This window comes from Dinoroseobacter sp. S124A (assembly GCF_049801015.1).
Taxonomy (GTDB): Bacteria; Pseudomonadota; Alphaproteobacteria; order Rhodobacterales; family Rhodobacteraceae; genus Dinoroseobacter.
This window is the reverse complement of sequence record NZ_JBNAGD010000007.1, coordinates 56,237-78,768: the sequence shown is the minus strand read 5'-3', so window position 1 is coordinate 78,768 and position 22,532 is coordinate 56,237. Positions and strand designations below refer to the sequence as shown.

The window sequence follows — 22,532 nt, the reverse complement described above, 5'->3', positions numbered from 1 at the left end:
GTCAGTGGACCGTGCAAACCATGCAGGGATCGAAACTGCGCACGATATGCTGCACGGCGATCGGGGTCTCTTCCCCCGGCCCCACGGGTGCCCCGGCCAGCGCGGCCTCGACGGCGCCAGGCTGGCCCAGCCGGTCGCGGGGGCTGAAATTCCACGTGGTGGGCGCGATGATCTGATAGCCCGCGATCTTGCCCCTTTCGATCCGCAACCAATGACCCAGCGCGCCGCGCGCCGCCTCCACGAGGCCGACGCCCTCCCCCTCGCGCGGGGTCTCGCCCTGCACCATGAACACCGCCTCGGGCTCCAGCGTCCGGGTCCACTCCTCCAGCAGGAGCTGCGTGCGCGCCACCTCCAGCAGGCGTCCGGCCACCCGGCTGAGCACCGTACTGCCCCCCGCCGCCACCAGCGCGCGGGCCAAGGGATGCCCGTCCACCACTTGCCGCGCAAAGGCCCCGGTTTCGGCCACTTGCCCGGCCAGCCGCGGCGCCTTGCACCAGCTATAGGCGGGCGCGGCCATATCCTCATCCGGTCGGGTCTGCCCGGCTTCGGGATGGGCATCCTCGCCCAGCATCCAGGCATGGCTCAGATCCTCGACCACTTCCGCCGGATCAAAGGGGCGCAACGCGCCATCCCAGACCCCTTGGGCAAAGGCCGGGCCCGCGGCCCCCGCATAGGCCCCGAAGGACAGGTAGCGCCCGGGCCCAATGCCCATCTCGCCCAACCCCAGATCCCGCGCGATCCGCAGGAAGAGGCCGGCATCCCCATCACCCCAATCCAGCAGATCCGAGACCGAGCTGAGACCGGCAAAGGCCTCGACCGGGGCGCCAAAAAGATCCCGCTCCAGAAACCGCCGGAACCCCGCAAGGCTCAGCGCGATCCGCGCCTTGTCCCGCGCGCTCGGGGCCTTGGTCACGCCGCCGGGCTGGATGGCCAGCGTATGGGGCCATTTGCCCGCCAGCAGCCCGAGAATATGCATCAGCTCGGCCCGCGCCGAGAGGGTGGCATGGGCCATGGAGCCCTTGGTGGCCAGAAACCGCTCGGTCACCGCGCCATGCCAGTCCCGCCCCGCGTAATCGGGGCGCGCGAAATCCGGCATGAAGAACAGCGCGAAATGGGTGATGTGATCCGCCAGGTTCTCGACCGCATGGATGATCTGGGTCGCCCGCGCGCCGTTCTCGGTGGGGCCCACCCCCTGCGCTGCGGCCAGCGCCCGGGCCGCCGCTGCCGACTGGCTGATCGAGCAGATCCCGCAGATCCGCGGCGTCAGGGTCAGGGCATCCTGCGGCGCCTTGCCCAAGAGCATCATCTCGAACCCGCGAAAGAGCGGCGAGTTCGCATAGGCCGCCTGCACCCGGTCGCCGGAAATCTCGAGCCGCAGCTCCAGATCCCCTTCCACCCGGTTGAACGGCCCGACCAGAAGTTCCCGTTCCGTCATGCGCCGGGGGGCTTTCGCAAGGTCGGCGGCACCCGCACCCGGTCCGAGGTTGCGTTCTCGCCCACCCGGGGCGGGGTCGCGGCCTTGCTGAGCGAGGCGAGCGCCATGAACCAGGCCTTGGGCATATCCGTGGGCAGACCGACGGGGATCCCGGCGAGTTTCGGGGTCTCGGTGAAGGGGTGGCGCGGTTCCTCGAATTCGGGGGCCGTGCAATTCACGCATGGGTATCCGCCGCGCGTGCAGCTGCCCGATCCGTTCCAGGGGCGGATATTGCAGTCACCGACCGCCTGGGTGCCGACGCAGCCCAGATGCTCCATCATGCAGCCCATCTCCGACAGGGCGCGGGCGCTGGCCTTGTATTCGTAATACTCGTTCTTCGGACAGGCATGGTGCACCAGATGATCCGCGTAGAAGCGGGGCCGCGCGTAGACGTCGAGCGCCTCGGACGTCAGGTCCCCGCCCGCCAGCATCAGCAGCGTCTCGGTCACCCAGTCGGGATGGGTCGGGCAGCCCGCGATATTGACCACCGGCAGCCCCTCGGCACCGCGAAATTCCGGCGGCAGCACGCCGCCCGGATGGGTGCCCTCATATTGCAGGCCCACCGCGTCCGTCGGGTTGCCCCCGGCCGAGGTCACACCGCCAAAGGCCGCGCAGCTGCCCACGGCCAGCACATGGCCCGCATGGGGCGCGAGGCTTTCGACCCAGTCCAGCATGGACCGCCCGGTCCCCGACAGCATCTGGTAGCGCCCGGTGCCCTTCGGCCCCTTCGCCACCGCCCCTTCGACACAGAGGATATCGAGCGGGATCTCTCCAGCTTCGATCCCGGCCAGCAGGGCACGCACCTCGGCCCCGGTCTCGGCACTCAGCGCCGGATGCCAGAGCAGGTCGATCCCCGCCCCCTCCAGCGCGTGCAGAACCCCCGGCGCCTCGGCACACAGGAGCGACATGGTGCAGCCTCCGCAGCCCGCGGATTGCAGCCAGAGCATACTCCTCCGCCGGGTCATGGAATCGTCACCACCGGCAGTTCCAGCCGCATGCAGGTCCCCTCATCGGTCGGCACATGCAGCAGCCGCCCGCCATGCTCATCGGCGATCTTGTGGGAAATCGCGAGGCCCAGCCCCGTCCCCTGCCCCACGGGTTTCGTGGTGTAGAACGGATCGAAGATATGGGGCGCGACATCCGCCGGAATGCCCGGCCCCGTATCGGTGACATCGAGGGTCAGAAAATCCCCGGTCTGACGTATGTCCAAATGCAGCGCGGCATCCTCCTGATCGGCCATGGAATCCACCGCGTTCTGCACCAGATTCATGACCACTTGCTGAATATGTCCCGGCTTGCCCGCGACCGGAGCCGCATCGAGCCCCATGAAGGTGATCCGCAGCTCACCCTTTGCCCCGCGCGCGACCCAGCTTGCCGCCGTGCGCGCCGCCTCGGCCAGATCGAACTCCTCGGTCTCACCGGACCCTTCCGCCGAAAGCCGCCGCAGATCGGCCACGATATCGCGCACCCGCTCGGCCCCGTCCCGGGCCCCGTCGATCGCCTCGCGCAGATTGCGGATCTCGCGGTCGAGCTTGAGCTCCTCGCGCAACGAGACCAGCTCCTCGCGGTCCGCGCCCTCCTGCACCCGCTCGAAATAGGTCTCGAACTTGGTGGCGTAGCGCTCCATCGCGTGGGCGTTGGCATAGACAAAGCTGATCGGATTGTTCAGTTCATGGGCCACCCCGGCCAGCAGGCGACCGAGCGAGGCGAGCTTTTCGTTCCGCACCAGCTGGGCCTGGGTCTGTTGCAGGGCGTCATGGCTCTTAGCGAGCTCGGCATAGGCCTGGCGCAGCTCACCCACGGGCCGCCCGGTCAGCACCGCGCCCGTCGCGCGCCCGCGATCATCGAGCCGGGGGGCAATGCTGAATTCCAGCGTCGCCGCCCCCTCGGTCCGGTCGAGATCCGCCTCGAAATCCACCCGCGCCTTGGCCGAGATCACCGCCTGCAGGGCATCGGCCAGCCGGGGCCTGTCCGCTTCGGCAAAGAGCGCGGCGATGGGCTTTTCGAGAATATCGTCGCGATCCCGCTCGGCGAGCCGCAAGAGCGACGCGCTGCATTCCTGCAGATCCCCGGTCCGCGACACCACCAGCAGCACATCCGAGACCGAGGCCATGACCGAGCCCATGAAGCGGCGCAGATCCTCCAGCTCGCGGTTGCGCGCCTCCAGCGCGGTCTGGTTCTCGATCAGCGCCGAATAGGTGTCATCCACCGCCCGCAGCACCTCGGACCAGGCGGACTCGTCGATCCCGGACACGGTGCTCGCCGGTTGCGGCGTGGAGGGCGGCTCGATGCGCATGGCTCAAAGCCTAGTCCCAATCGCCGGTTTAGGCGAGGGGATGATCTGGCGCAGGGCCACGACCGGTCAATCCGCCGCCAACCGCGCCCGCAGATCGGTCTTGAGGACCTTGCCGTAATTGTTCTTCGGCAGCTCCGCGATGGCGATATAGGCCTTGGGCCGCTTGAACCGCGCGATCTGATCGAGACAGAGCGCGTCGAGCTCGGCCTCGGCCAGTGCGGCACCCGGCGCGGGAACGACAAAGGCCACAACCTCCTCGCCCCACTCCGGATGGGGCCGCCCCACGACCGACACCTCGGCGACGCCGCCATGGGTCAGAAGCACCTCTTCAACCTCGCGCGGATAGACATTCGAGCCGCCTGAAATGATCATGTCCTTGGACCGATCCACCATGGTCAGATAGCCATCCTCGTCGAGCCGCCCCATATCCCCGGTCCAGAGCCAGCCGTCGCGGATCGTCTCTGCCGTGGCCTCGGCCCGCTTCCAGTAGCCCAGCATCAGCCCCGCACCGCGCACGGCAATCTCGCCGGTCTCGCCCACAGGCACGGGCGCGCCGCTCTCGTCGAGGATCGCGACCTCGCTGATCGTCTGGGCCGTACCCACGGAGGCCAGCCGCGCCTGCCAGTTCGGGTGGCTGCGATCGCTGACATCGGCCCGGCTGAGCGCGGTGATCCCCATGGGGCACTCGCCCTGCCCGTAGACCTGCACGAAGCGGTCGCCCAGAACGTCGACCGCCTCCATGATATCGGCCACGTACATCGGCCCGCCCGCATAGACGACGGTCTTGATCCCGTCCCCCGTGGCGCCCGTCGCCTTGGCCACATCGATCATCCGGCGCACCATGGTGGGCGCGGCAAACATGCTGATCGCGCGCATCTCGGCGGCCAGCGCAAAGATCTCCGCCGGCTCGAACCCGCCGCTTTCGGGCACCACATGGCGGGCCCCGCGCAGCACATGCATGAAGTTATAGATCCCCGCCCCATGGCTCATGGGCGCGGCATAGAGGATCGCATCCTCGGCGCTGACCTCGTCCACATCAACGAAATAGCTGAGCGTCATGGCGGTGATGGTGGCCGTGCTCATCATCACGCCCTTGGGCTTGCCCGTGGTGCCGGAGGTGTAGAACAGCCAGGCGAGATCCTCACGCGCCATCTCCACCGGCTCGGCCATGGGAGACGTGGCGAGCATCGCGGCGAAATCGGCAGTGCCACTGATCACGCAAGGGCAATCCGGCGCAACCTCGGCCAGCCCCTCGGCCAGATCCGGCGTGGCAAAGCACAAAGCGGCCTGCGCGTCGGACAGGATCCACTCCGCCTCGCGCGGATGAAGCTTGGAATTGATCGGGATCGCTGCGGCCCCGCTCCACCAGATCCCGTAGAGCACGCGCAGATAGTCGGTGGAGTTCTTCATGAACACCCCCACCCGGTCGCCCTTGCCGATCCCGCGGGCGGCCAGCGCCGCGCCGATCCGCGCCGCCTGGTCCGCAAACCCCGCGTAATCGGTCTCGAGCGTGGTGCCGGTATAGAGGGCCGGAGCCTGCGGGCTGCGGGTGGCCGTCCGGGCCAGCCAAAGGGCGAAGTTCATGAAATCACGTCCTCGAAATACGACATCAACGGCGCAGGCTAGTCCGCGCGGTGCGCCGCTGTCTAGCCGCCGCGTCCGGGCAACCATGTGGCCAGCGGCGGGAAGAGGATCAGCAGCGCCACCACCGCCAGAGAGCACAGGATGAACGGGATCGCCGCCAGATAGATCTCGCGCATGGTCGTGCTCGGCGGGGCCACCCCCTTCATCACGAAGAGCAGCAGCCCGAAGGGCGGCGTGGTAAAGCTGATCTCCAGAGCCAGCAGCATGATCAGCCCGAACCACACCAGATCAAAGCCGAGACTGTCCGCGAGCGGAAAGAAGATCGGCACGGTTAGTAGCATGATCGAGATCTGCTCCATGAACATGCCCAGCACCAGCAGGACCCCGAACATCGCCAGCAGCATCCAGATCGGGTCGAGCTCGAACCCCGTCGCCCAGCCGATCAACCCGCGCGAGGCACCGGAGAAGGCCAGAAGCTGGCTGAAGGTCGCCGAGCCGAAAACGATCATGTAAGCCATGAGCGTGACCTTGAGCGCCCCCACCACCGAGGCCTTCAGGGCCTTGAAGGTCAGGCAGCGAAACAGGGCCGCCAGCACAATCACCCCCAGCGCGCCAAAGGCCGCCGCCTCCGACGGGGTGACGATGCCGAAGATCATCATGCTGACGATCACCACCATGACCCCGACCATGGGCACCACGTCCCGGACCAGCAGCCCGAGCTTGGCCAGCGCCGGGATCGGCGTCACGTCATAGGCCGGGGCAGCACTCGGGTCGCGCCGGGTCTGGATGTAGATCGTCGCGATGTAGAACCCGGCGAGGATCAGCCCCGGAAACACCCCCGCGATCAGCAACGCGCCCACATCGATCTGCGCCAGCGTCGCCAGCAGAACCGCGAGGGCCGAGGGTGGAATGATGATCGCAAGCCCGCCCGTGCCGAGGATCGGCCCGATGCTCATATGGGATTTGTAGCCCCGCGCCTGCATCTCCGGTACCATCAGGCTGCCCAGCAGCGCGGTGGAGCCCATCGACGAGCCCGACAGGGTCGAAAACCCGGTCCCGCCCAGCACGGTGACATAGCTCAACCGCCCCGGCAGACGCCCCAACAGCCGGTCGATGGCATTGAACATCCGTCCGCCAAGGCCGGTGTGGAAAAAGATCTCTCCCATCAGCAGAAAGAGCGGGATCGGCACCAGCGCGAATTTCGTCAGCGCGCCGAGCCCGTTGTTCAGCAGCTGCACGACCCCCCGGTCACCGCCCATGAACACCCAGGCCCCGAGGATATTCGCCGCCAGAAAGGCCAGCGCCACGGGCATGCCCAGCGCCATGAGCGCCACGATCGCGCCCAGCAGAAGGGCCAGCGCCTCAAACCATTCCATCGGGCCCGTCCCTCACTCGTGGATCCCCGCTTCGCCCGAATGCAGGATCTCGCGCCCGACCACGAAACGGCTGAACTCGAGCGCCATGAAGCCAAAGGCGATGGGGAAGGAAATCGTCAGCATCCAGCGCGGAAAGAAATAGGCCCGGACGTCGTAGTCATTGCGCTCCAGATTGCGCAGGCACAGCTCCACACCCTTCCAGGCGAGGATCACGCAGACCAGCACACACAGAAGCGCAACCGCCCGGCTCACCACCTGCCGCAGCCCCTCGGGCAGGGCGGCGGTGACCAGCTCGATATGCACATGCCCCTTCTCGCGCACGAGCCAGGGCGCGCCCAGCATGGTGAGGTAAAGCAGGCTGTATTCGGCCGATGTGAACAGCCAGGCAAAGGGCTGCAGCCCCGCATTGCGCATGGCCACCGACACGATCACGGAGACCATCAGCCAGACAAGCCCGAGCCCGGCGAGGGCGGCCATCCCGACGATCAATCCGTCATAGAGTTTCCTGAGAACGCGCATGGGGCGGGACGGGTCCGCGCCGACGGGCTTGTCCCGTCGGCGCCTGTCTCAGATCAGTCCTGCGCCTGATCGTAGAAGAGCGAGATCAGCGTGTCGTAATTGCCGTCCCCGGACGGATGCTCGGCCATCAGCCCCTTCATCCGCTCCCAGGTCTTCTCGCGCGCCGCCGCGAGATAGCGCGCCTTGGCATCCCCCTCGAGGCTCACAACCTGCATGCCACCCTCTTCCAGCGCCTTGAAATCCTCGTCGCGCTTGGCCGTCAGGGCGGCGACACTGTCCTTCTCATGCTGGATGGCCACATCCTGCAGGATGGTGCGGGCCTCCTCGCTGAGGCTCTCCCACTTTTCGAGATTCACGATCACCCCGAGATCCGTCGAAAAGAAGCTCGGCTCGATCCGGTAGTTCAGGAACTCGTTCCATTTCAGGTCGATCAGACCGATCTGGGTCCAGCCCGTGGCATCCACCACGCCCCGCTCCAGCGCGGCATAGACATCCGTGGTCGGCAGGTCGATCACCTGCGCGCCGAGATACTCAGTGAAGAACGCGTTGTAGACCGCATTGCCGCGCAGCTTGATGCCCGCCACGCTCAGATCGCCGTCATCCTCGAACTGCGGCTCATCCACGGTCCAGAGGTTGTAGCTCACCCCGCTGTCGAACCAGCCGAGATACTTGAGCCCCATCTTCTCCTGATGGATCTGGTCGATCAGCTCGGTGCCGCCATTCATCCGCGTCTCGACCGCCGTGAGGTTCGAGGCCACCATCGCGTCCTTCTCCGGCAGCGCACCGCCATAGAAAGAGCCGGGCGTATAGACCATGTCCACGATCCCGTCGCGCACCGCGTCGGGCTGCTGGAACATGCCGATCGCCTCGGGGCCGCCCCGGACCTCGATCTGCACGACGCCCTCGCCCGCCGCATTCACCTTGTCGACGAATTCGAGAAAGCTCTTGGTGTAGATCAGCGTGGTCGGAAAGGCATGCACCGCGGTCAGCGTATCCATGGACCATGCGGCTCCGCCCAGACCAAGGCTCCCGGCCAGCACGGTGCCCAATACCGTATGTTTCATCACTTCGCTCCTTCATGTTCGGACCGCGCGGCGGCGACCCAGTTCCCTGTTGTGGCACCTGTCAGGGGCGATGCCGATGCCCCTCCGCCGCGCTCAGACGCGGTCTGTTCTTGTCCTTTGCACGATCCCCGGCGGGCGCAGCCGCGCCCAGGGCCGCGCCTGTGCATCCCGGTCCCGAAACGCGGCAATATCCGCGCTGTAGGCCCGGGTCAGATCGATATCGTCCCAGCCTTCCATCAGCTTGTGCCGCCAGACCGGGTCCAGCGCGAAGGGAATCCGGCAGGCCGGACCGATGATCTCGCAACTCTCCAGATCCACGCTCACCCGGCGCGGCGCTTCGGCCAGCGCGTCGAGCATCGAGGCACTCGTCGTCTCGCAGACCTGCGCCGGGCAAAGGCCGTTATTGACCGCATTGGCCGCAAAGATATCGCCAAAGCTCGGGGCCACGACCACCCGGATCCCGTAATCCACAAGGGCATAGACCGCCGCCTCCCGCGAGGAGCCGCAGCCGAAATTCCGCCCCGCCACCAGCACGCTCGCCCCGGCGCTCCCGGCGCGGTTCAGCGCGAAGTCCGGACGGGCCGCGCCCTGCGCGTCACAGCGCAGATCATGCAGCAGGAACCGGCCATAGCCCTGATCCCGCGGCGTCGCCATGAAGCGCGCCGGGATGATCTGGTCCGTGTCGATACCATCCATGGGCAGGCCCACGGCCAACCCCTCGTGGTGCTGCCAGCCGCGCGCGCTCATGCGACTGCCCTCCCGGCAAGCAGGGGGCGCACATCGGTGATCTCTCCGGTGACGGCGGCGGCGGCCACCATGGCCGGCGACATCAGATGGGTGCGCGCCCCGGGGCCCTGACGGCCCTTGAAGTTGCGGTTCGTGGTCGAGGCGCAGCGCGCGCCCGGCGGGACGAGATCGCCATTCATGCCAACGCACATGGCGCAGCCTGCCCCGGTCCAGTCGAGCCCGGCCTCGGTGAAGATCCGGTCGAGCCCCTCGGCCTCGGCCTGCGCCTTGACCCGGGCCGAGCCGGGCGAGACCTGCCCCGGCACCTTGGCCGCGCGCCCCGCAAGCACCGCCGCCGCCGCCCGCAGATCCTCGATCCGGCCATTGGTGCAGGACCCGATAAAGACCTGGTCCACCGCCACGCCCGCAATCGGGCGACCCGCCTCTAAACCCATGTAAGTTAATGCAGAATTAACCTCTGAACCTTCCCCGCGGGGAAGGTGGCCGGTCACCGGGATCGCCTGATCGGGCCGGGTGCCCCAGGTTACGACCGGGGCGATCTGCGCGCAATCGAGGCTCTCTTCGCGGTCGAACGCCGCCTCCGGATCGCTCTGCAGACTGGCCCAATCCGCGCAGGCCCGGTCCCAGGCCGCGCCCTGCGGCGCATGGGGTCGGCCCGCGAGATAGGCAAAGGTCGTCTCATCCGGCGCGATCAGGCCCAGCTTGGCCCCGCCCTCGATCGACAGGTTGCACAGGGTCATCCGCCCCTCCATCGAGAGGCCGCGCACCGCCGCGCCGGTATACTCGATCGCGTGGCCCCGTGCGGCATCCGCCCCGAACCGGGCGATCCAGGCGAGCGCCATGTCCTTGGCCCCCACGCCGGGCCCAAGCGCCCCGTCGAAACGCAGGCGCAGGGTTCTGGGCCGGGCCTGCCAGACGGTCTGGGTGGCCAGCACATGGGCGACCTCGGTCGCGCCGATTCCGAAAGCCAGCGCGCCGAACGCGCCATGGGTCGAGGTATGGCTGTCGCCGCAATTGATCGTCAGCCCCGGCAGGGTCAGCCCCTGTTCCGGCCCGATCACATGGACGATCCCCTGATCCGGGTCCATCAGGTCAAACAGGCGGATCCCGTGGCGCGCCGCATTCTCCCGCAGCCGGGCGATCATGTTGCGGATCTCGGGCGTGGTCCCGCCCTCGGCGCGGTTGCGCGTGGGGGCATAGTGATCGACCACGGCGAAGCTCTGCTCCGGCACCGCCACCGGCAGGCCGCGCGCGGCGAGCTTGGCAAAGGCGTGGTGCGACCCCTCATGCAGCAGATGCCGATCCACCCACAAAAGCGAAGTGCCATCCTCGCGCTGCAGCACCTCATGGGCACGCCAGAGCTTGTCCAGCAGGGTTTGCGGCGCGGCGCTCATGCGGCGCCCTCGGTCGGGTTGGGCGGCTCGCTCAGCACCGGCTCCCAATGGCGGTTGTCCTCGGCGCCCACCCGGCAGAGGGTCATGTCCAGCCGGTAGAGATCCGGCCGGTAGAGCGCCGAGAGATACTCGACCCCCTGTCCTTCCACATCATGGACGACCCGGGTCAGCGCGGTCAGGGCCGAGCCCACGGCCACGTCCAGCGCATCCGCCACTTCCGGCGTCGCAAGGGTCGCGGTCACCGATTGATGGGCCGAGGCGATGCGGACCCCGCTGCGCTCCAGCAGGCGAAAGAGCGGCGTGGTGGCGAGATCCGCCTCGGAATAGTTCGTCGCGATCCGCGCGGGCACATGGGTGGTGAGATGCGAGAACGGCACCCCGCCCAGCAGACGGACCCGGGTGGCGGTCTGCACCTGCTCGGACGGATCCAGCGCCAGCGCCTCGACCACCGCCCCCGGTGCTGCGCCGTAGGAAAACGCCAGAAGGCGCGCCTCGGTCCGCTGCCCCATCTCGACCAGTTGCGGCATGAGCGAGGCCAGGTTGCCCGTCAGGACCGAGCCCGCCGCCCCCGGTGCGCGGACCACGCTGCCCGCGCCCGCGCGCTTGTCGATCAGCCCGTCCTCGGCCAGCGCCTCGAGCGCGCGGCGGATCGTGACACGGCTGACCCCGAAACGCGCCGCGAGCTTCTGCTCACCCGGCAAGAGGTCGCCGGGACGCATGGCATCCTGCACGAGCATGTCGCGCAACTGCAGGTAGACCCGCCGTGCCTTGCCCCCCTCGGGCAGATGTGTGCCGCTGCCGCCATCCATGGTGCGATGCCCTCTCTTCCCCGGTGCGACCTAGTCCGGTTCTCCGCCTGCGCAAGATTTTGGATCACGAACCCTACCCTTTTTGGTCTATCGCCATAGCTTCACCTGTATCAAAAAGCAGACAGGTCACCGAGAGATCAGGTCTGCAGCGGGGGGACGACAGCAGATGCCAGTGATCGAACTGCACCTGATCGAGGGCTATGACATCGACACAAAGACCCGGTTGGGGCGCGCTCTGACCGATGCGGTGCGCGGGGTGATCCCGGCCGATCCCGACGCGGTGACGGTCCTCACCCACGAGATCAGCGCCGCAGGCTACATGCGCGGCGGCCAGCCCCGGACCCCGGCCCCTGCCCTGCCCGACCCGGTCACAATCGTGCGCGACTTTCTGCGGGCCATGGAAGCGCGCGATCTGGACCGCGCCGCCAGCTACCTCGCCGAGGGGTTCGAGATGACCTTCCCCGGCAATGTGCGCATGACCCGGCTCGACGCGCTCATCGCCTGGTCCAAGCCGCGCTATGCCCGCGTAGCCAAGACCTATACCGGCTTCGATACGGCCATGACCGAGGGCGATCCGGTGGTCTTTTGCCGGGGCACCCTCGCCGGGGAGTGGCCCGATGGCGCGCCCTTTGACGGCATCCGCTTCGTCGACCGGTTCACCTTGCGCGCGGGCAAGCTCTGGCGGCAGGAGGTCTGGAACGACATGGGCGAGGTTCGCGGGGGCGAGGTTCGGGGAAGCGAGGTCCGGTCATGAGCACGCCGGCGACCCCCGAAATCGACCCGATCACCCTCGCCGTGCTGGCCGGGCGGATGGAGCAGATCGCCGACGAGATGGACGCGACGCTCTTTCGTGCCGCCTTCAACCCGATCATTGCCGAGGCCCATGACGCCTCCCACGGAATCTACCATGCCGAGACCGGCGACACGCTGGTGCAGGGCAAATCCGGCCTGCCGATCTTCGTCGGTGTGATGGCCTTTGCGGTCAAGGCGGTGATCGAAAAGGCGGCCCGGGATGGCGATCTGGCCGAGGGCGATGTCTATATCTTCAACGACGCCCATATTGGCGGCACCCATCTGAGCGATATGCGGCTGGTGCGCCCGGTCTTTCGCGATGGCGCGCTGCTGTGTTTCCTCGCCTCGGTCGGCCATTGGCATGATGTGGGCGGCGCGGTGCCGGGCAATTACAACCCCTCGGCGACGGAGGTCTTTCAGGAGGCGTTTGTCCTGCCACCGGTCAAGCTGGTGCGCGCGGGCGTGCTCCAGACCGATATCGTCGATATCCTGATGCGCAACACGCGCCTGCCGGCCTCGGCCCAGGGGGATCTGAACGGTCAGCTCGGCGCGCTGGATCTGGGGGTCAAGCGGCTCGACGCGCTCCTGTCGGATTACGGGGTGGAGACGGTGCAAGGCGCGCTCACGGCCCTGACCGACCGGGCAGAGGCCCTGATGCGGGCCGAGATCAGCGCCCTGCCAGATGGCCGCTGGGAGGCGGTGGATTACCTCGACAATGACGGGATCGACCCGGAGCCTTTGGCCATCAAGGTCGCGCTGGAGGTGTCGGGCGACCGGCTGAGCCTCGATTTCACCGGCAGCGCGGGGGTGGTGAAGGGGCCGGTCAATATCGCCCTGCCGACGACGATTGCCACGGCCTATGTGGCGATGAAGCATATCTTCCCGAGCCTACCCGCCAATGCGGGTGTGATGCGCCCGATCACAGTGACCGTGCCCGAGAGCTCGATCCTCTCGGCGGAGTTTCCCGCCCCCACGGGTGGCTATACCGAGACCATCCTGCGGATGATCGACGTGATCTTCTCGGCCGCGGCGCAGGCCATTCCGGACCGCGTGGTGGCCAATGCCTATGGCACGATCAACGCGCTCTCGATTGCCGGGCGGCGGGCCAATGGCGGGCGCTGGGTGATGTTCTCGTTCTATGGTGGCGGCCATGGGGGCAGCCCCGAGAGCGACGGGCTCAACCACGGGAACGCGCCGATCTCGACCGCGACAATCCCGCCTGCGGAGATCCTCGAGGCGGCCTATCCGGTGATGTTCCGCCAATGGGCCCTGCGCCCGGACAGTGCGGGACCCGGTGCCCATCGCGGCGGGCTGGGCGCGACGTACGAGATCGAGCTGCTGGAGCAGGAAGCCGAAGCGTTTTTGTTCGGCGAGCGCGGGCGCTTTGCCCCCAAGGGCGTGGCCGGCGGGGATGACGGGGCGCTCAACCGGTTCACCTATGAGCAGGCGGATGGCTGGCACAGGCCGCCGCTCGCCTCCAAGGCGGTGGGGATGCGCCTGACCAAGGGCCAGTGCGTGCGGCTCGACACGCCCGGTGGCGGCGGCTACGGCGCGGCGGCGACCCGCCCGCCCGAGGTCGTGGCCCGGGATGTGCGGCTGGGCTATCTCAGCCCCGAGACCGCCACCGCCCAATACGGCCCCGCCTGGCAGGAGGTCACAGCATGAGCGTGTTGATCGGCGTCGATGTGGGCGGGACCTTCACGGATGTCTTCGTGCTCGACGAGGCGACGGGCCGCGCTCGGGTCGCCAAGGTGCCGACCTCGCGCCCGGACCAGTCGGCGGGGTTTCTGGACGGGATCGGCGTGCATGTGCCCGATCTGGGCGCGATCGGTGCGGTGGTCCATGGCACCACCGCCGGGACCAACGCCCTGCTGGAGCGCAAGGGGGCCAGGACCGGGGTGATCACCACCCAAGGGTTCCGCGATGTTCTGGAGATGCGGCGCCGGGACCGGCGCGACACCTGGGGGCTGCGCGGCGAGTTTCACCCGGTCGTGCCCCGGGATCTGCGCCGGGAGGTGCCCGAGCGCGTGCTCGCCGACGGGACGCTGCACACGCAGGTCGATCTGGACGCGGTCCGGGAGGCCGCCGAGAGCCTGCTGGCCGAGGGCTGCGCGGCCATCGCGGTGCTGTTTGTGAATAGCTATGCGAACCCGGCCAACGAGGCCGCGGCCCTGGCGGCGGTGCGGGCGGTCTGGCCCACGCCCCATGTGAGCGGGTCGTCCGAGATCCTGCCCGAGATCCGCGAGTTCGAGCGGTTCTCGACCACCGCCCTGAATGCCTATCTGCAGCCCGAGGTGGCGGGCTATCTCGACCGGCTCGAAGCGGCTCTGGAGCGCGGCGGGTTCGGCGGCGAGTTCCTGATCGTGCAATCCAATGGCGGCGTCATGAGCGTCGAGACCGCCTGCGCGCGGCCCGTGCGCACGGCCCTGTCGGGGCCTGCGGCGGGGGTGACGGCGGCGGCCTATATCGCCGAGACGGCGGGCTATCCGGACGTGATCACCGGGGATATGGGCGGCACGAGTTTCGATGTGTCGCTGGTGACCGGCGGCAGCCCCGCGCTCAGCCCGCAGACGGCGATCGATTTCGGCATGGTGATCCGCACGCCGATGATCGAGATCGCCACTATCGGCGCGGGGGGCGGGTCAATCGCCTGGGTGGAAAAGGGCGGATTGTTGCAGATCGGGCCCGAGAGCGCGGGGTCGACCCCCGGTCCCGTGGCCTATGGTCAGGGCAACACGCGGCCCACGGTGACGGATGCCAATGTGGTGCTGGGGCGGATCGATCCGGACAATCCCATTGGCGGCAGCCTCGACCGGCTGGATGTGGATGCCGCGCGCAAGGCCATCGCGACCCATGTGGGCGCGCCTTTGGGTCTCGATGATCTGGCGGCGGCGGAGGCGATCCTGACCGTGGCGAATGCCCGGATGGCGGGGGCGATCCGGCTGGTGAGCATCGAGCGCGGGCATGACCCCAAGGGGTTTGCCTTCATGCCCTTTGGTGGGGGCGGCGCGCTCCATGCGGGGGCGATGCTGCGCGAGGTGGGGCTCGCCCGGGCGATCATCCCGCGCTACCCGGGGGTGACCTCGGCCATGGGCTGCGTGATCGCGGATATGCGGCAGGATTTCGTGCAGACCCTGAACATGATGCTCGGGGATCTGACGCCCGAGATCCTGGCCCCGATCCTGACCGACCATGTGACGGCGGGGCATGCGACGCTGGACGCCGCGCGCAGCCCCTTTGCCGCCCGGGTGGTGGAGGTCAGTTTCGACATGGCCTATCTCGGCCAGACCCATACGGTTGCCGTGCCCGTGCCCCTGCCTGCGCAAGACGCGGGGGCGATCACGCCCCCGGATGCCGAGGCCATCGCCACGGCCTTCGATGCCACCTATCGCGCGGCCTTCGGGCGGTTGCTGGAGGGCGGGCAGCGGCGCGTGCTGAACCTGCGCAGCTCCGTCACCGGGCAGCGCCCGAAATTCAACCTCGAGACCATCGCCCCCGAGGATGGCACCCCCGCCGAGGCCGCGCGCCATGGCAGCCGTCCGGTGCATTTCGGCGCAGGCTGGCAGGACACAGCACTCTATCACCGGCTCGCCCTGCCCGTGGGCAGCGTGATCCATGGCCCCGCCATTCTCGAACAACCCGACACCACAATCCTGATCGAGCCGGGCTTTGAGGGGCGCGTCGACCCCTATGGCAATCTCATCCTGTCGATCACCCAACGCGAAGGGAGATCCTGATGGCCCAGCCTCTTACGACCCTGACCCCGCAGCGCACGGCGTTGCTGACCATCGATCTGCAGAACGATTTCCTGCACCCGGAGGGGGCCTATGGCCGCGCGGGCCAGACCGGCGAGGCGCTCACGGCCCTGCCGGCGCGGATCGCCCCGCTGCGCGACAAGCTCTGCGCCGCCGGGGGGATCTATATCTCGGCCCAGTTCACGCTGGTGCCCGGGCGCGATGGAGAACCCCTGATCGCGCCCCATCTCAAGGCGCTGCGCCCCTTTCTCGGACGCGGGGATTTCTGCCCCGGCGCCTGGGGGCACGGGCTGGTCGACACGCTCGCGCCCGCCGATTTCACCATCGAGAAGGTGGCCTATTCCGCGCTCTACCAGACCCGGCTGGAATACATCCTCCGCGCGCTTGAGATCGACCGGCTGATCATCGGCGGGATCGTCACAAACGGCGGCGTGGCGTCCACCGTGCGGGACGCGCATCTGCGCAATCTCGACACGGTTCTGCTGTCGGATGGCTGCGCGGCCTTCGACCCGGCGGTCCATGCGGCCACGCTCACCTCTCTGGGCACGGTCACGCATATCGCCAGCTGCGCAGATGTGGAGGCGCTGCTATGAGCCTGCGCGCGCGCCTTGCCGATCCGTCGATCCTCGTGGCGCCGGGGGTCTATGACGCCCTGACGGCGGCGTTGGCTGCCGAGGCCGGGTTCGAGGCGCTCTACCTTTCGGGGGCGGCGGTGTCCTATACCCGGCTCGGGCGCCCCGATATCGGCCTGACTTCGGTGACCGAGATGGCCTCGACCATGGCGCTGGTCCGGGACCGGGTGGACATCCCGGTGATCATCGATGCGGATACGGGCTTTGGCAACGCGCTGAACGCCCAGCGCACCATGCGGCTCTATGAGCGGGCCGGGGCGAGCGCATTGCAGATCGAGGATCAGACCTATCCCAAGCGCTGCGGGCATCTGGCGGACAAGGTGCTCGTGCCGGTGGCGGAAATGGCGGGCAAGGTGCGGGCCATGGCAGATGCGCGCCTGTCGGACGAAACGCTGATCGTGGCGCGCACGGATGCCATCGCGGTCGAGGGGCTGGAGGCCGCGCTCGACCGGGCGGAGGCCTATCTGGAGGCCGGGGCGGATGTGCTCTTCATCGAGGCGCCGCGCTCGGACACCCATATGACGGCGATTGCCGGACGCTTTGCCGGGCGCGTGCCGCTGCTGGCCAATATGGTCGAGGGCGGGGACACCCCCCTGAAATCCGCGACCGAGCTGGAAACACTGGGCTTCGGGGTCGTCATCTTCCCCGGCGGCATCGTCCGGGCCCTCGCCCATACGGCGGAGGCCTATTACCGCAACCTCGCCGCCACGGGCTCCAACGCGGCCTTTCAGGAGCGGATGTTCGATTTCCGCGCGCTGAACGCCCGGCTCGGCACGGCCGAGATCCTCGCCGCGGGCAAGACCTATGAGGGGGACCCGTCATGAGCGTGATGCCCCCGCCCGAGGATGGATTTCCCCTGCAGTTCGACACGGTCATCGTGGGCGGCGGTGCCGGTGGCATGGTCGCCGCCCTGACCAGCGCGGAGAAGGGGCGGAGCTGTCTGATCCTTGAGCGGGACGCGGTGCAGGCGGGCTCCACGGCGCTGTCGGCGGGGCTGATCCCGGCGGCGGGCACCTCGATGCAGGCTGCGGCCGGGATCCGGGACAGCCCCAGCGCCTTTGCCACCGACATCCAGACCAAGGCGCGCGGCGAGGCCGATGGCGCCGTGGTCCAGCAGCTCTGCGTGCAATCGGGGCCGACCATCGAATGGCTGACCGAGACCCATGGCATGCCCTTCTCGGTGGTCACTGATTTCGACTATCCCGGCCATTCCGCGCGCCGGATGCACGGGCTGCCAAGCCGCGCGGGTCAGGAGCTGGTGGACCGCCTGCGCGAGGCCTGCGCCGCCGTGCCCGAGATCGAGACCCTGACCGGCGCGCAGGTCACAACACTCTTTGCCGAGACCGGCGGGCGCGTCACCGGGGTCGCCTATCGCCGCCCGGACGGGAGCAGCGACCGGGTCGGCTGCGACCGGCTGATCTTGGCCTGCAACGGGTTTGGCGGCAATCCCGAGATGGTGGCCGCGCAGACCCCCGAGATCCGCGAGGCGCTCTATTTCGGGCATGACGGCAATCAGGGGGACGCGCTGGTCTGGGGCGCGGGTCTCGGGGCGGCGACCCGGCATCTCGACGCGTTTCAGGGCCATGGCAATGTCGCCCATCCCCACGGGATCCTTGTGACCTGGGCGGTGATGGCCGAGGGCGGGATCCAGGTCAATCGCGAGGGCAAACGGTTCTGGAACGAAAGCCAGGGCTATTCGGAGGCCGCCCGCGAGGTGCTGCGCCAGCCCGGCGGCGAGGCCTATGCCATTTTCGACAGCCGGATCGCCAGCATCGCCCGCCAGTTCGAGGATTTCCGCGCCGCCGAGACCGCCGGGGCCATCGTCACCGCCGACACGCCCGAGGCCCTGGCCGCGCGGCTGGGCTTGCCGGGACCGGCGCTGGTCGAGACCATGCTGCGGCTTGAGAGCATGAAGGCCTGCAGCTTTGGCCGGATCTTCGACCCCACCAAGCGGCTGCGCCCGCCCTATCACGGGGTGCGGGTCACGGGCGCGCTGTTTCACACGCAGGGCGGGCTCGACATCACCCCGGACGGGCAGGTCAAGCGGGCGGCGGGCGGCGTGCTGCCCAACCTCTATGCCGTGGGCGGGGCGGCTTGCGGGGTCTCGGGCTCGGGCGATGCGGGGTATCTGTCGGGCAATGGCCTGCTCAGCGCGGTGGTTCTGGGCCGTCTGGCCGGCGCAGCCTAGGGCGTGGCCACCCGGCGCCAGCGGCGGGCGCGCGCCTCCCAGGGCTGCACGAGCGCGTATTCCAGCGCCAGCATGATCGCCACGAAGCTCAGGGCATAGGCCAGCACATAGCCGGTCTCGAAGAGCTGGAAATAGAGGTGGATCTGAAAGCCCACCCCGTTGGAGCGGCCCAGAAACTCCACCACCAGCACGATCTTCCAGATCACGGCGAGCCCGTTGCGCACGGCGGTCGAGATGAAGGGCGCGAGCTGCGGGATCAGCACGTGGCGCATCCGCCCCCAGGCCGAAAAGCGATAGACCCGCGCCATCTCGGCCACATTGGGATCGAGCGCGCGCACGCCCTCGCGCATGGTCACGATCACCATGGCGGTCTTGTTCAGGGCGACGGCAACGATGGCGGCGGTCTCGTTCAGACCGATCCAGAGATAGCAAAGCACGATCACCACCAGCGCAGGCAGGTTCAGAAAGAACACCACCCAAGGGTCGAGCCAGCGGTCGAGCCAGGGCAGCTTGCCCAGCACCACCCCGATCACCGAGCCGAGCCCCATGGCCAGCCCAAAGGCCGCCGCCACGCGGATCAGGGTCTGGCTGGTATGAAAGGCCAGCTCGCCCGAGGCCCATTCGGCCGCGATGATCCTCCACACGGTCAGGGGCGAGGGCAACACCGCCGGGTCGGCCAGCGCCAGCGCCCCCAATTGCCACGCCACCCCGAGCGCGATCAGCGACAGGAGCGTGGTGCGGAACTTGGTGAGGCCAGCCTGCATGTCCATGGCGCAACTCTGGCAGGTTCGCGGTCTCAGGCAAAGCCTCATCAACCTGTTGTGAGACACGGGGTTTTGCGACCTTGGTCCAATTCGCGGCATCGGAGCCCGCGCCTAGTGTCCGGGGATGCGCGCCCTCATCCTCCGCATCCTGCTGCTGTGCCTTCTGGTGACCAGCGCCCCCGCGCGGGCCGAGCCCCTGGATCGGGACGCCATGGCTGCGCGCATCCTGCCGCCCTTCACCCTGGGCGAGCCCCTGAACGACAAGGGGGTCTGGTCGCTTCTGAATGCCGGGGGCGCGCTGGCAGGCTATGCCTTCGAGACCGAGCCCATGGCCCCCCTGCCCGGCTTTTCCGGCAGCGCGATCAACCTGCTGGTGCTCCTCGATCTCGAGGGGCGGTTCGAGCATGTGCTGCTGGTGTCCCATAACGAGCCGATCTTTGTCTCGGGGCTCGGTGAGGCGGCGTTCCACAAATTCTTCGAGCAGTATCGCGGGCATTCGATCTCGGACAGCCTCGTGGTCGGCACGCCCTATGGCGGCGGCGGCGCCGGGGGCGGGCTTGTCTATCTCGACGGGGTGACCAAGGCCACGGCCAGCGTGCGGATCGCGCACGAGTCAATCCTCGCCGCTACGCTGCAAGTCGCCCGCGAGAAGATGCAGGGCGTGGCCACGGGCCCGCCCGCCTATCCCGACCCCGACCATCAGGAGGACCTGGATTTCGCAAGCCTGCAGGCAGAGGGGCTGATCCGCCGCACGACCGTCCGCAACGCCGACGTTCAGGCGCAGTTTGCAGGCACCCTCTGGGAAGACGACGATCCCGAGGCGCTGGAGAACCCCGACGCGCCTTTTCTCGACCTCTGGATCGCGGATCTCGGCCCGCCTGCGGTGGCGCGCGCGCTGCTGTCGGAGGATGGCTTCGCCGAGCTGCAGGATTTCCTCGAAATCTCGGGCTCGGATGAGCCGATCCTCGTGATCGAGACCGCGCGGCACGGGCTGGTTTCACCCGATTTCGTGCGCAACACCTCCCCGGCCTGGCTGTCGATCACCCAGGACGGGCTGCCGGTGGCCCTGCGCGACAGCGATATCTTCGTCGAGCTGCATCCGGACCTGCCCGAGGCGCTGCAGGACGGGGTCGCGATGGTGCTGCGGACGGACCGGCGGCTGGGCTTTGATCCGACCCGGGACTGGACCCTCGGGGTCGAGGCGGTGCGCAGCCACGGGATGCTGCAGCCCCAGATCGGCAGCGTCACCCTGACCACGACCTATGCCTCGGACCCGCGTTTCTTCCTGCGCCCCGAGATCACGACCCCGCTCGCCCCCTGGCAGGAGGCCTTGCTGAACCGGCAGAGCGACCTGATCCTGCTGGCGGTCTTCCTGACCGGGCTTGTGGCCCTTTTGGCGGCGCGGATGAACTGGCTCGCAGGGCTGGCGGAGTTCACGCCGGTGCGGCTCGGGATCCTCGCGGTGGTGACGGGGTTCATCGGCTGGTGGGGACAAGGGCAGCTGTCGATCGTGACGGTGCTCGCAACCCTGCGCACCGCGTGGGAGGGGGCGAGCTTCGCCTATCTGCTCTATGATCCATTCTCGCTGATGATCTGGGCGGTCGCGATCCTCGGCTTTGTCGCCTGGGGGCGGGGGCTTTTTTGCGGCTGGCTCTGCCCCTTTGGCGCGTTGCAGGAATTCGCCCACCATCTGGGCCGCCTGCTGCGCCTGCCGCAGATCGAGCCCTCGGCGGTCTGGGACAAACGGCTCAAGAGCGTGAAATACATCCTGCTGGCCGGGTTGGTCGCGACCGTCTTCATCGCGCCGACACAGATCGACACCGTGGCCGAGATCGAACCCTTCAAGACCGCGATCACCGTCTTTTTCATCCGCGAATGGTACTATGTGGCCTATGCCGCGCTCTGGCTCGTGCTGGGCATGGTACTGTTCAAGGGGTTCTGCCGCTATGTCTGCCCGCTGGGGGCGGTCATGGCCATTGGCGGGCTGATCCGCGGGCGGGACTGGATCGCGCGGCGCGAGGCCTGCGGCTCTCCCTGTCAGCTGTGCAAGGTGAAATGCAAATACGGCGCGATCGAGCCCTCGGGCAAGGTCGCCTATTCCGAGTGCTTCCAGTGCCTCGACTGCGTGACCATCCATGACAGCCCAAGCCAATGCGTGCCCCTGATCCTGGCCGCCCGCCGCGAGGAGCGCAGTTACGGAGTGGCCGCGAAATGACCCTGAGCCGTCGCCGTTTCCTGACCATTTCCGCCGGGGCGCTGGGGCTTGGGGCCTTTGGGGCCGCGCGCGCGCGGGCCGGGGCGGGCTTCACCCATTGGGAGGGGCAGGCCCTGGGCGCGGCCTGCAAGATCACCCTGCGCGCGCCGCCGCAGCGGGCGCAGCCTGCGCTGGATGCGGCGCTGGCGGATCTGCGCGCGGTCGAGCGGCTCTTCAACCTCTATGATCCGGGCTCGGCGCTCTCACGACTCAACGCGGCGGGGCATCTGGCCCGACCCGATCCACGCTTCACCGAGCTCGTGGATCTCGCGGATCAGATGCATGATGCGACCGAGGGGCGGTTCGACCCGAGCATCCAGCCTCTCTGGTCCGCGCTGGCTCGGGGCGGCGATGCCCGTGCAGCCCGGGCGCGCGTCGGCTGGGACCGGGTGCGCTGGCAAGACGGGGCGCTGCGGCTGGCCCCGGGTCAGGCGCTGAGCTTCAACGGGATTGCTCAGGGCTATGCCACGGATCTCGTCTCGGACACGCTGAGCGCCCATGGTTTCGGCGATCTTCTGGTCAATATCGGAGAGTTTCGCGGCACGGGCGGTCCGTGGCGGATCGGGCTGCAGGACCCGGATCAGGGCCTGCTGGGGACGCGGGTGCTGCGCAGCGGGGCCATCGCCACCTCAAGCCCGCGCGCCCTGCATCTGGCGCGGGGCGCGCCCCATATCCTCGACCCGCTTGGCGCCACGGGGCCGCAATGGTCCACCGTCTCGGTGGAGGCCGGGACCGCGGCAGTGGCCGATGCGCTCTCGACCGCGCTGTGTCTGGCCGATCGTAAGGCCGCCTCGCGCATCAAGGCGCGTGTCTCGGGGGTGGAGCGGATCACCCTCGTGGATTTCGAGGGTGATCTCGTCACGCTCTAGGCGCGGAGGCGTCAG

General features: G+C 68.3%; 19 protein-coding genes. 8 read left to right on the top strand and 11 right to left on the bottom strand.

Annotated elements, in window-relative coordinates:
- Position 1 precedes the first annotated feature (1 nt).
- The 10 genes from ACP15I_RS17020 to ACP15I_RS16975 form a co-directional block, all read right to left on the bottom strand.
- Positions 2–1,435: a nickel-dependent hydrogenase large subunit gene (locus tag ACP15I_RS17020; RefSeq protein ID WP_424975998.1), complete on the bottom strand. Its 1,434-nt coding sequence runs from the start codon at positions 1,433–1,435 to the stop codon at positions 2–4.
- Positions 1,432–2,439 carry a HupU protein gene (locus ACP15I_RS17015; RefSeq protein WP_424975997.1) on the bottom strand — a complete coding sequence of 336 codons (1,008 nt, stop codon included), beginning with the start codon at positions 2,437–2,439 and terminating at the stop codon, positions 1,432–1,434. Before ACP15I_RS17015 ends, ACP15I_RS17020 begins: the two co-directional genes overlap by 4 nt.
- Positions 2,436–3,764 carry a sensor histidine kinase gene (locus ACP15I_RS17010; RefSeq protein WP_424976099.1) on the bottom strand — a complete coding sequence of 443 codons (1,329 nt, stop codon included), beginning with the start codon at positions 3,762–3,764 and terminating at the stop codon, positions 2,436–2,438. The genes ACP15I_RS17015 and ACP15I_RS17010 overlap by 4 nt, the downstream gene beginning before the upstream one ends.
- A 72-nt stretch (positions 3,765–3,836) precedes the next feature.
- A complete protein-coding gene (locus ACP15I_RS17005; RefSeq protein WP_424975996.1) occupies positions 3,837–5,354 on the bottom strand; it encodes an AMP-binding protein in 1,518 nt (505 codons plus the stop codon).
- A 62-nt stretch (positions 5,355–5,416) separates the two neighbouring features.
- The gene (locus ACP15I_RS17000; protein WP_424965491.1) at positions 5,417–6,730 is read right to left on the bottom strand and encodes a TRAP transporter large permease; all 1,314 of its coding nucleotides are present in this window, start codon (positions 6,728–6,730) and stop codon (positions 5,417–5,419) included.
- A 12-nt stretch (positions 6,731–6,742) separates the two neighbouring features.
- Positions 6,743–7,249 (bottom strand): TRAP transporter small permease, encoded by a 507-nt coding sequence (locus ACP15I_RS16995; protein WP_424965490.1) that lies wholly within the window; start codon positions 7,247–7,249, stop codon positions 6,743–6,745.
- Positions 7,250–7,302: 53 nt separating this feature from the next.
- On the bottom strand, positions 7,303–8,313 hold the full coding sequence (gene dctP / locus ACP15I_RS16990) for a TRAP transporter substrate-binding protein DctP (protein ID WP_424965489.1): 1,011 nt from the start codon (positions 8,311–8,313) through the stop codon (positions 7,303–7,305).
- Positions 8,314–8,406: 93 nt separating this feature from the next.
- Complete coding sequence (gene leuD, locus ACP15I_RS16985; RefSeq protein WP_424975995.1) at positions 8,407–9,060, bottom strand: 3-isopropylmalate dehydratase small subunit; 654 nt, start codon at positions 9,058–9,060, stop codon at positions 8,407–8,409.
- On the bottom strand, positions 9,057–10,454 hold the full coding sequence (gene leuC / locus ACP15I_RS16980) for a 3-isopropylmalate dehydratase large subunit (RefSeq protein ID WP_424975994.1): 1,398 nt from the start codon (positions 10,452–10,454) through the stop codon (positions 9,057–9,059). The genes leuD and leuC overlap by 4 nt, the downstream gene beginning before the upstream one ends.
- Positions 10,451–11,263, bottom strand: a complete 813-nt coding sequence (locus ACP15I_RS16975) for a GntR family transcriptional regulator (RefSeq protein WP_424965486.1) — start codon at positions 11,261–11,263, stop codon at positions 10,451–10,453. The genes leuC and ACP15I_RS16975 overlap by 4 nt, the downstream gene beginning before the upstream one ends.
- 166 nt (positions 11,264–11,429) lie before the next feature.
- On the opposite strand from ACP15I_RS16975, the gene ACP15I_RS16970 reads away from it, so the two are divergent.
- The 6 genes from ACP15I_RS16970 to ACP15I_RS16945 are packed head-to-tail and all read left to right on the top strand — an operon-like array spanning position 11,430 to position 18,630.
- Complete coding sequence (locus ACP15I_RS16970; RefSeq protein WP_424975993.1) at positions 11,430–12,017, top strand: nuclear transport factor 2 family protein; 588 nt, start codon at positions 11,430–11,432, stop codon at positions 12,015–12,017.
- Positions 12,014–13,720: a hydantoinase B/oxoprolinase family protein gene (locus ACP15I_RS16965; RefSeq protein WP_424975992.1), complete on the top strand. Its 1,707-nt coding sequence runs from the start codon at positions 12,014–12,016 to the stop codon at positions 13,718–13,720. Before ACP15I_RS16970 ends, ACP15I_RS16965 begins: the two co-directional genes overlap by 4 nt.
- Positions 13,717–15,792 (top strand): hydantoinase/oxoprolinase family protein, encoded by a 2,076-nt coding sequence (locus ACP15I_RS16960; protein ID WP_424975991.1) that lies wholly within the window; start codon positions 13,717–13,719, stop codon positions 15,790–15,792. Before ACP15I_RS16965 ends, ACP15I_RS16960 begins: the two co-directional genes overlap by 4 nt.
- A complete protein-coding gene (locus ACP15I_RS16955; RefSeq protein WP_424975990.1) occupies positions 15,792–16,403 on the top strand; it encodes a cysteine hydrolase family protein in 612 nt (203 codons plus the stop codon). Before ACP15I_RS16960 ends, ACP15I_RS16955 begins: the two co-directional genes overlap by 1 nt.
- The gene (locus ACP15I_RS16950; RefSeq protein ID WP_424975988.1) at positions 16,400–17,266 is read left to right on the top strand and encodes an isocitrate lyase/PEP mutase family protein; all 867 of its coding nucleotides are present in this window, start codon (positions 16,400–16,402) and stop codon (positions 17,264–17,266) included. The genes ACP15I_RS16955 and ACP15I_RS16950 overlap by 4 nt, the downstream gene beginning before the upstream one ends.
- Positions 17,263–18,630, top strand: coding sequence for an FAD-dependent oxidoreductase (locus ACP15I_RS16945; protein ID WP_424975987.1), 1,368 nt, complete (start codon positions 17,263–17,265; stop codon positions 18,628–18,630). The genes ACP15I_RS16950 and ACP15I_RS16945 overlap by 4 nt, the downstream gene beginning before the upstream one ends.
- Here the strand turns inward: ACP15I_RS16945 and ACP15I_RS16940 are convergent.
- Positions 18,627–19,394, bottom strand: coding sequence for an ABC transporter permease (locus ACP15I_RS16940; protein WP_424966019.1), 768 nt, complete (start codon positions 19,392–19,394; stop codon positions 18,627–18,629). The two genes, ACP15I_RS16945 and ACP15I_RS16940, sit on opposite strands and share 4 nt — an antisense overlap.
- 124 nt (positions 19,395–19,518) lie before the next feature.
- Here ACP15I_RS16940 and ACP15I_RS16935 point away from each other — a divergent pair, with 124 nt between their 5' ends.
- Both ACP15I_RS16935 and ACP15I_RS16930 read left to right on the top strand, forming a co-directional pair.
- Positions 19,519–21,609: a 4Fe-4S binding protein gene (locus tag ACP15I_RS16935; RefSeq protein WP_424975986.1), complete on the top strand. Its 2,091-nt coding sequence runs from the start codon at positions 19,519–19,521 to the stop codon at positions 21,607–21,609.
- Positions 21,606–22,517: an FAD:protein FMN transferase gene (locus ACP15I_RS16930; protein ID WP_424975985.1), complete on the top strand. Its 912-nt coding sequence runs from the start codon at positions 21,606–21,608 to the stop codon at positions 22,515–22,517. Before ACP15I_RS16935 ends, ACP15I_RS16930 begins: the two co-directional genes overlap by 4 nt.
- The last annotated feature ends 15 nt before the right edge of the window (positions 22,518–22,532 follow it).

What these genes read in the sequence shown, in the direction of transcription:
- ACP15I_RS16970 (WP_424975993.1), top strand. Translation starts at nt 11,430, where the DNA reads ATGCCAGTGATCGAACTGCACCTGATCGAGGGCTATGACATCGACACA.
- ACP15I_RS16995 (WP_424965490.1), bottom strand. Translation starts at nt 7,249, where the DNA reads ATGCGCGTTCTCAGGAAACTCTATGACGGATTGATCGTCGGGATGGCC.
- ACP15I_RS16930 (WP_424975985.1), top strand. Translation starts at nt 21,606, where the DNA reads ATGACCCTGAGCCGTCGCCGTTTCCTGACCATTTCCGCCGGGGCGCTG.
- ACP15I_RS17020 (WP_424975998.1), bottom strand. Translation starts at nt 1,435, where the DNA reads ATGACGGAACGGGAACTTCTGGTCGGGCCGTTCAACCGGGTGGAAGGG.
- ACP15I_RS16935 (WP_424975986.1), top strand. Translation starts at nt 19,519, where the DNA reads ATGCGCGCCCTCATCCTCCGCATCCTGCTGCTGTGCCTTCTGGTGACC.
- ACP15I_RS16975 (WP_424965486.1), bottom strand. Translation starts at nt 11,263, where the DNA reads ATGGATGGCGGCAGCGGCACACATCTGCCCGAGGGGGGCAAGGCACGG.
- leuD (WP_424975995.1), bottom strand. Translation starts at nt 9,060, where the DNA reads ATGAGCGCGCGCGGCTGGCAGCACCACGAGGGGTTGGCCGTGGGCCTG.
- ACP15I_RS16945 (WP_424975987.1), top strand. Translation starts at nt 17,263, where the DNA reads ATGAGCGTGATGCCCCCGCCCGAGGATGGATTTCCCCTGCAGTTCGAC.
- dctP (WP_424965489.1), bottom strand. Translation starts at nt 8,313, where the DNA reads ATGAAACATACGGTATTGGGCACCGTGCTGGCCGGGAGCCTTGGTCTG.
- ACP15I_RS16960 (WP_424975991.1), top strand. Translation starts at nt 13,717, where the DNA reads ATGAGCGTGTTGATCGGCGTCGATGTGGGCGGGACCTTCACGGATGTC.
- ACP15I_RS16950 (WP_424975988.1), top strand. Translation starts at nt 16,400, where the DNA reads ATGAGCCTGCGCGCGCGCCTTGCCGATCCGTCGATCCTCGTGGCGCCG.
- ACP15I_RS16940 (WP_424966019.1), bottom strand. Translation starts at nt 19,394, where the DNA reads ATGCAGGCTGGCCTCACCAAGTTCCGCACCACGCTCCTGTCGCTGATC.
- ACP15I_RS17005 (WP_424975996.1), bottom strand. Translation starts at nt 5,354, where the DNA reads ATGAACTTCGCCCTTTGGCTGGCCCGGACGGCCACCCGCAGCCCGCAG.
- ACP15I_RS17015 (WP_424975997.1), bottom strand. Translation starts at nt 2,439, where the DNA reads ATGACCCGGCGGAGGAGTATGCTCTGGCTGCAATCCGCGGGCTGCGGA.
- ACP15I_RS17000 (WP_424965491.1), bottom strand. Translation starts at nt 6,730, where the DNA reads ATGGAATGGTTTGAGGCGCTGGCCCTTCTGCTGGGCGCGATCGTGGCG.
- leuC (WP_424975994.1), bottom strand. Translation starts at nt 10,454, where the DNA reads ATGAGCGCCGCGCCGCAAACCCTGCTGGACAAGCTCTGGCGTGCCCAT.
- ACP15I_RS16965 (WP_424975992.1), top strand. Translation starts at nt 12,014, where the DNA reads ATGAGCACGCCGGCGACCCCCGAAATCGACCCGATCACCCTCGCCGTG.
- ACP15I_RS16955 (WP_424975990.1), top strand. Translation starts at nt 15,792, where the DNA reads ATGGCCCAGCCTCTTACGACCCTGACCCCGCAGCGCACGGCGTTGCTG.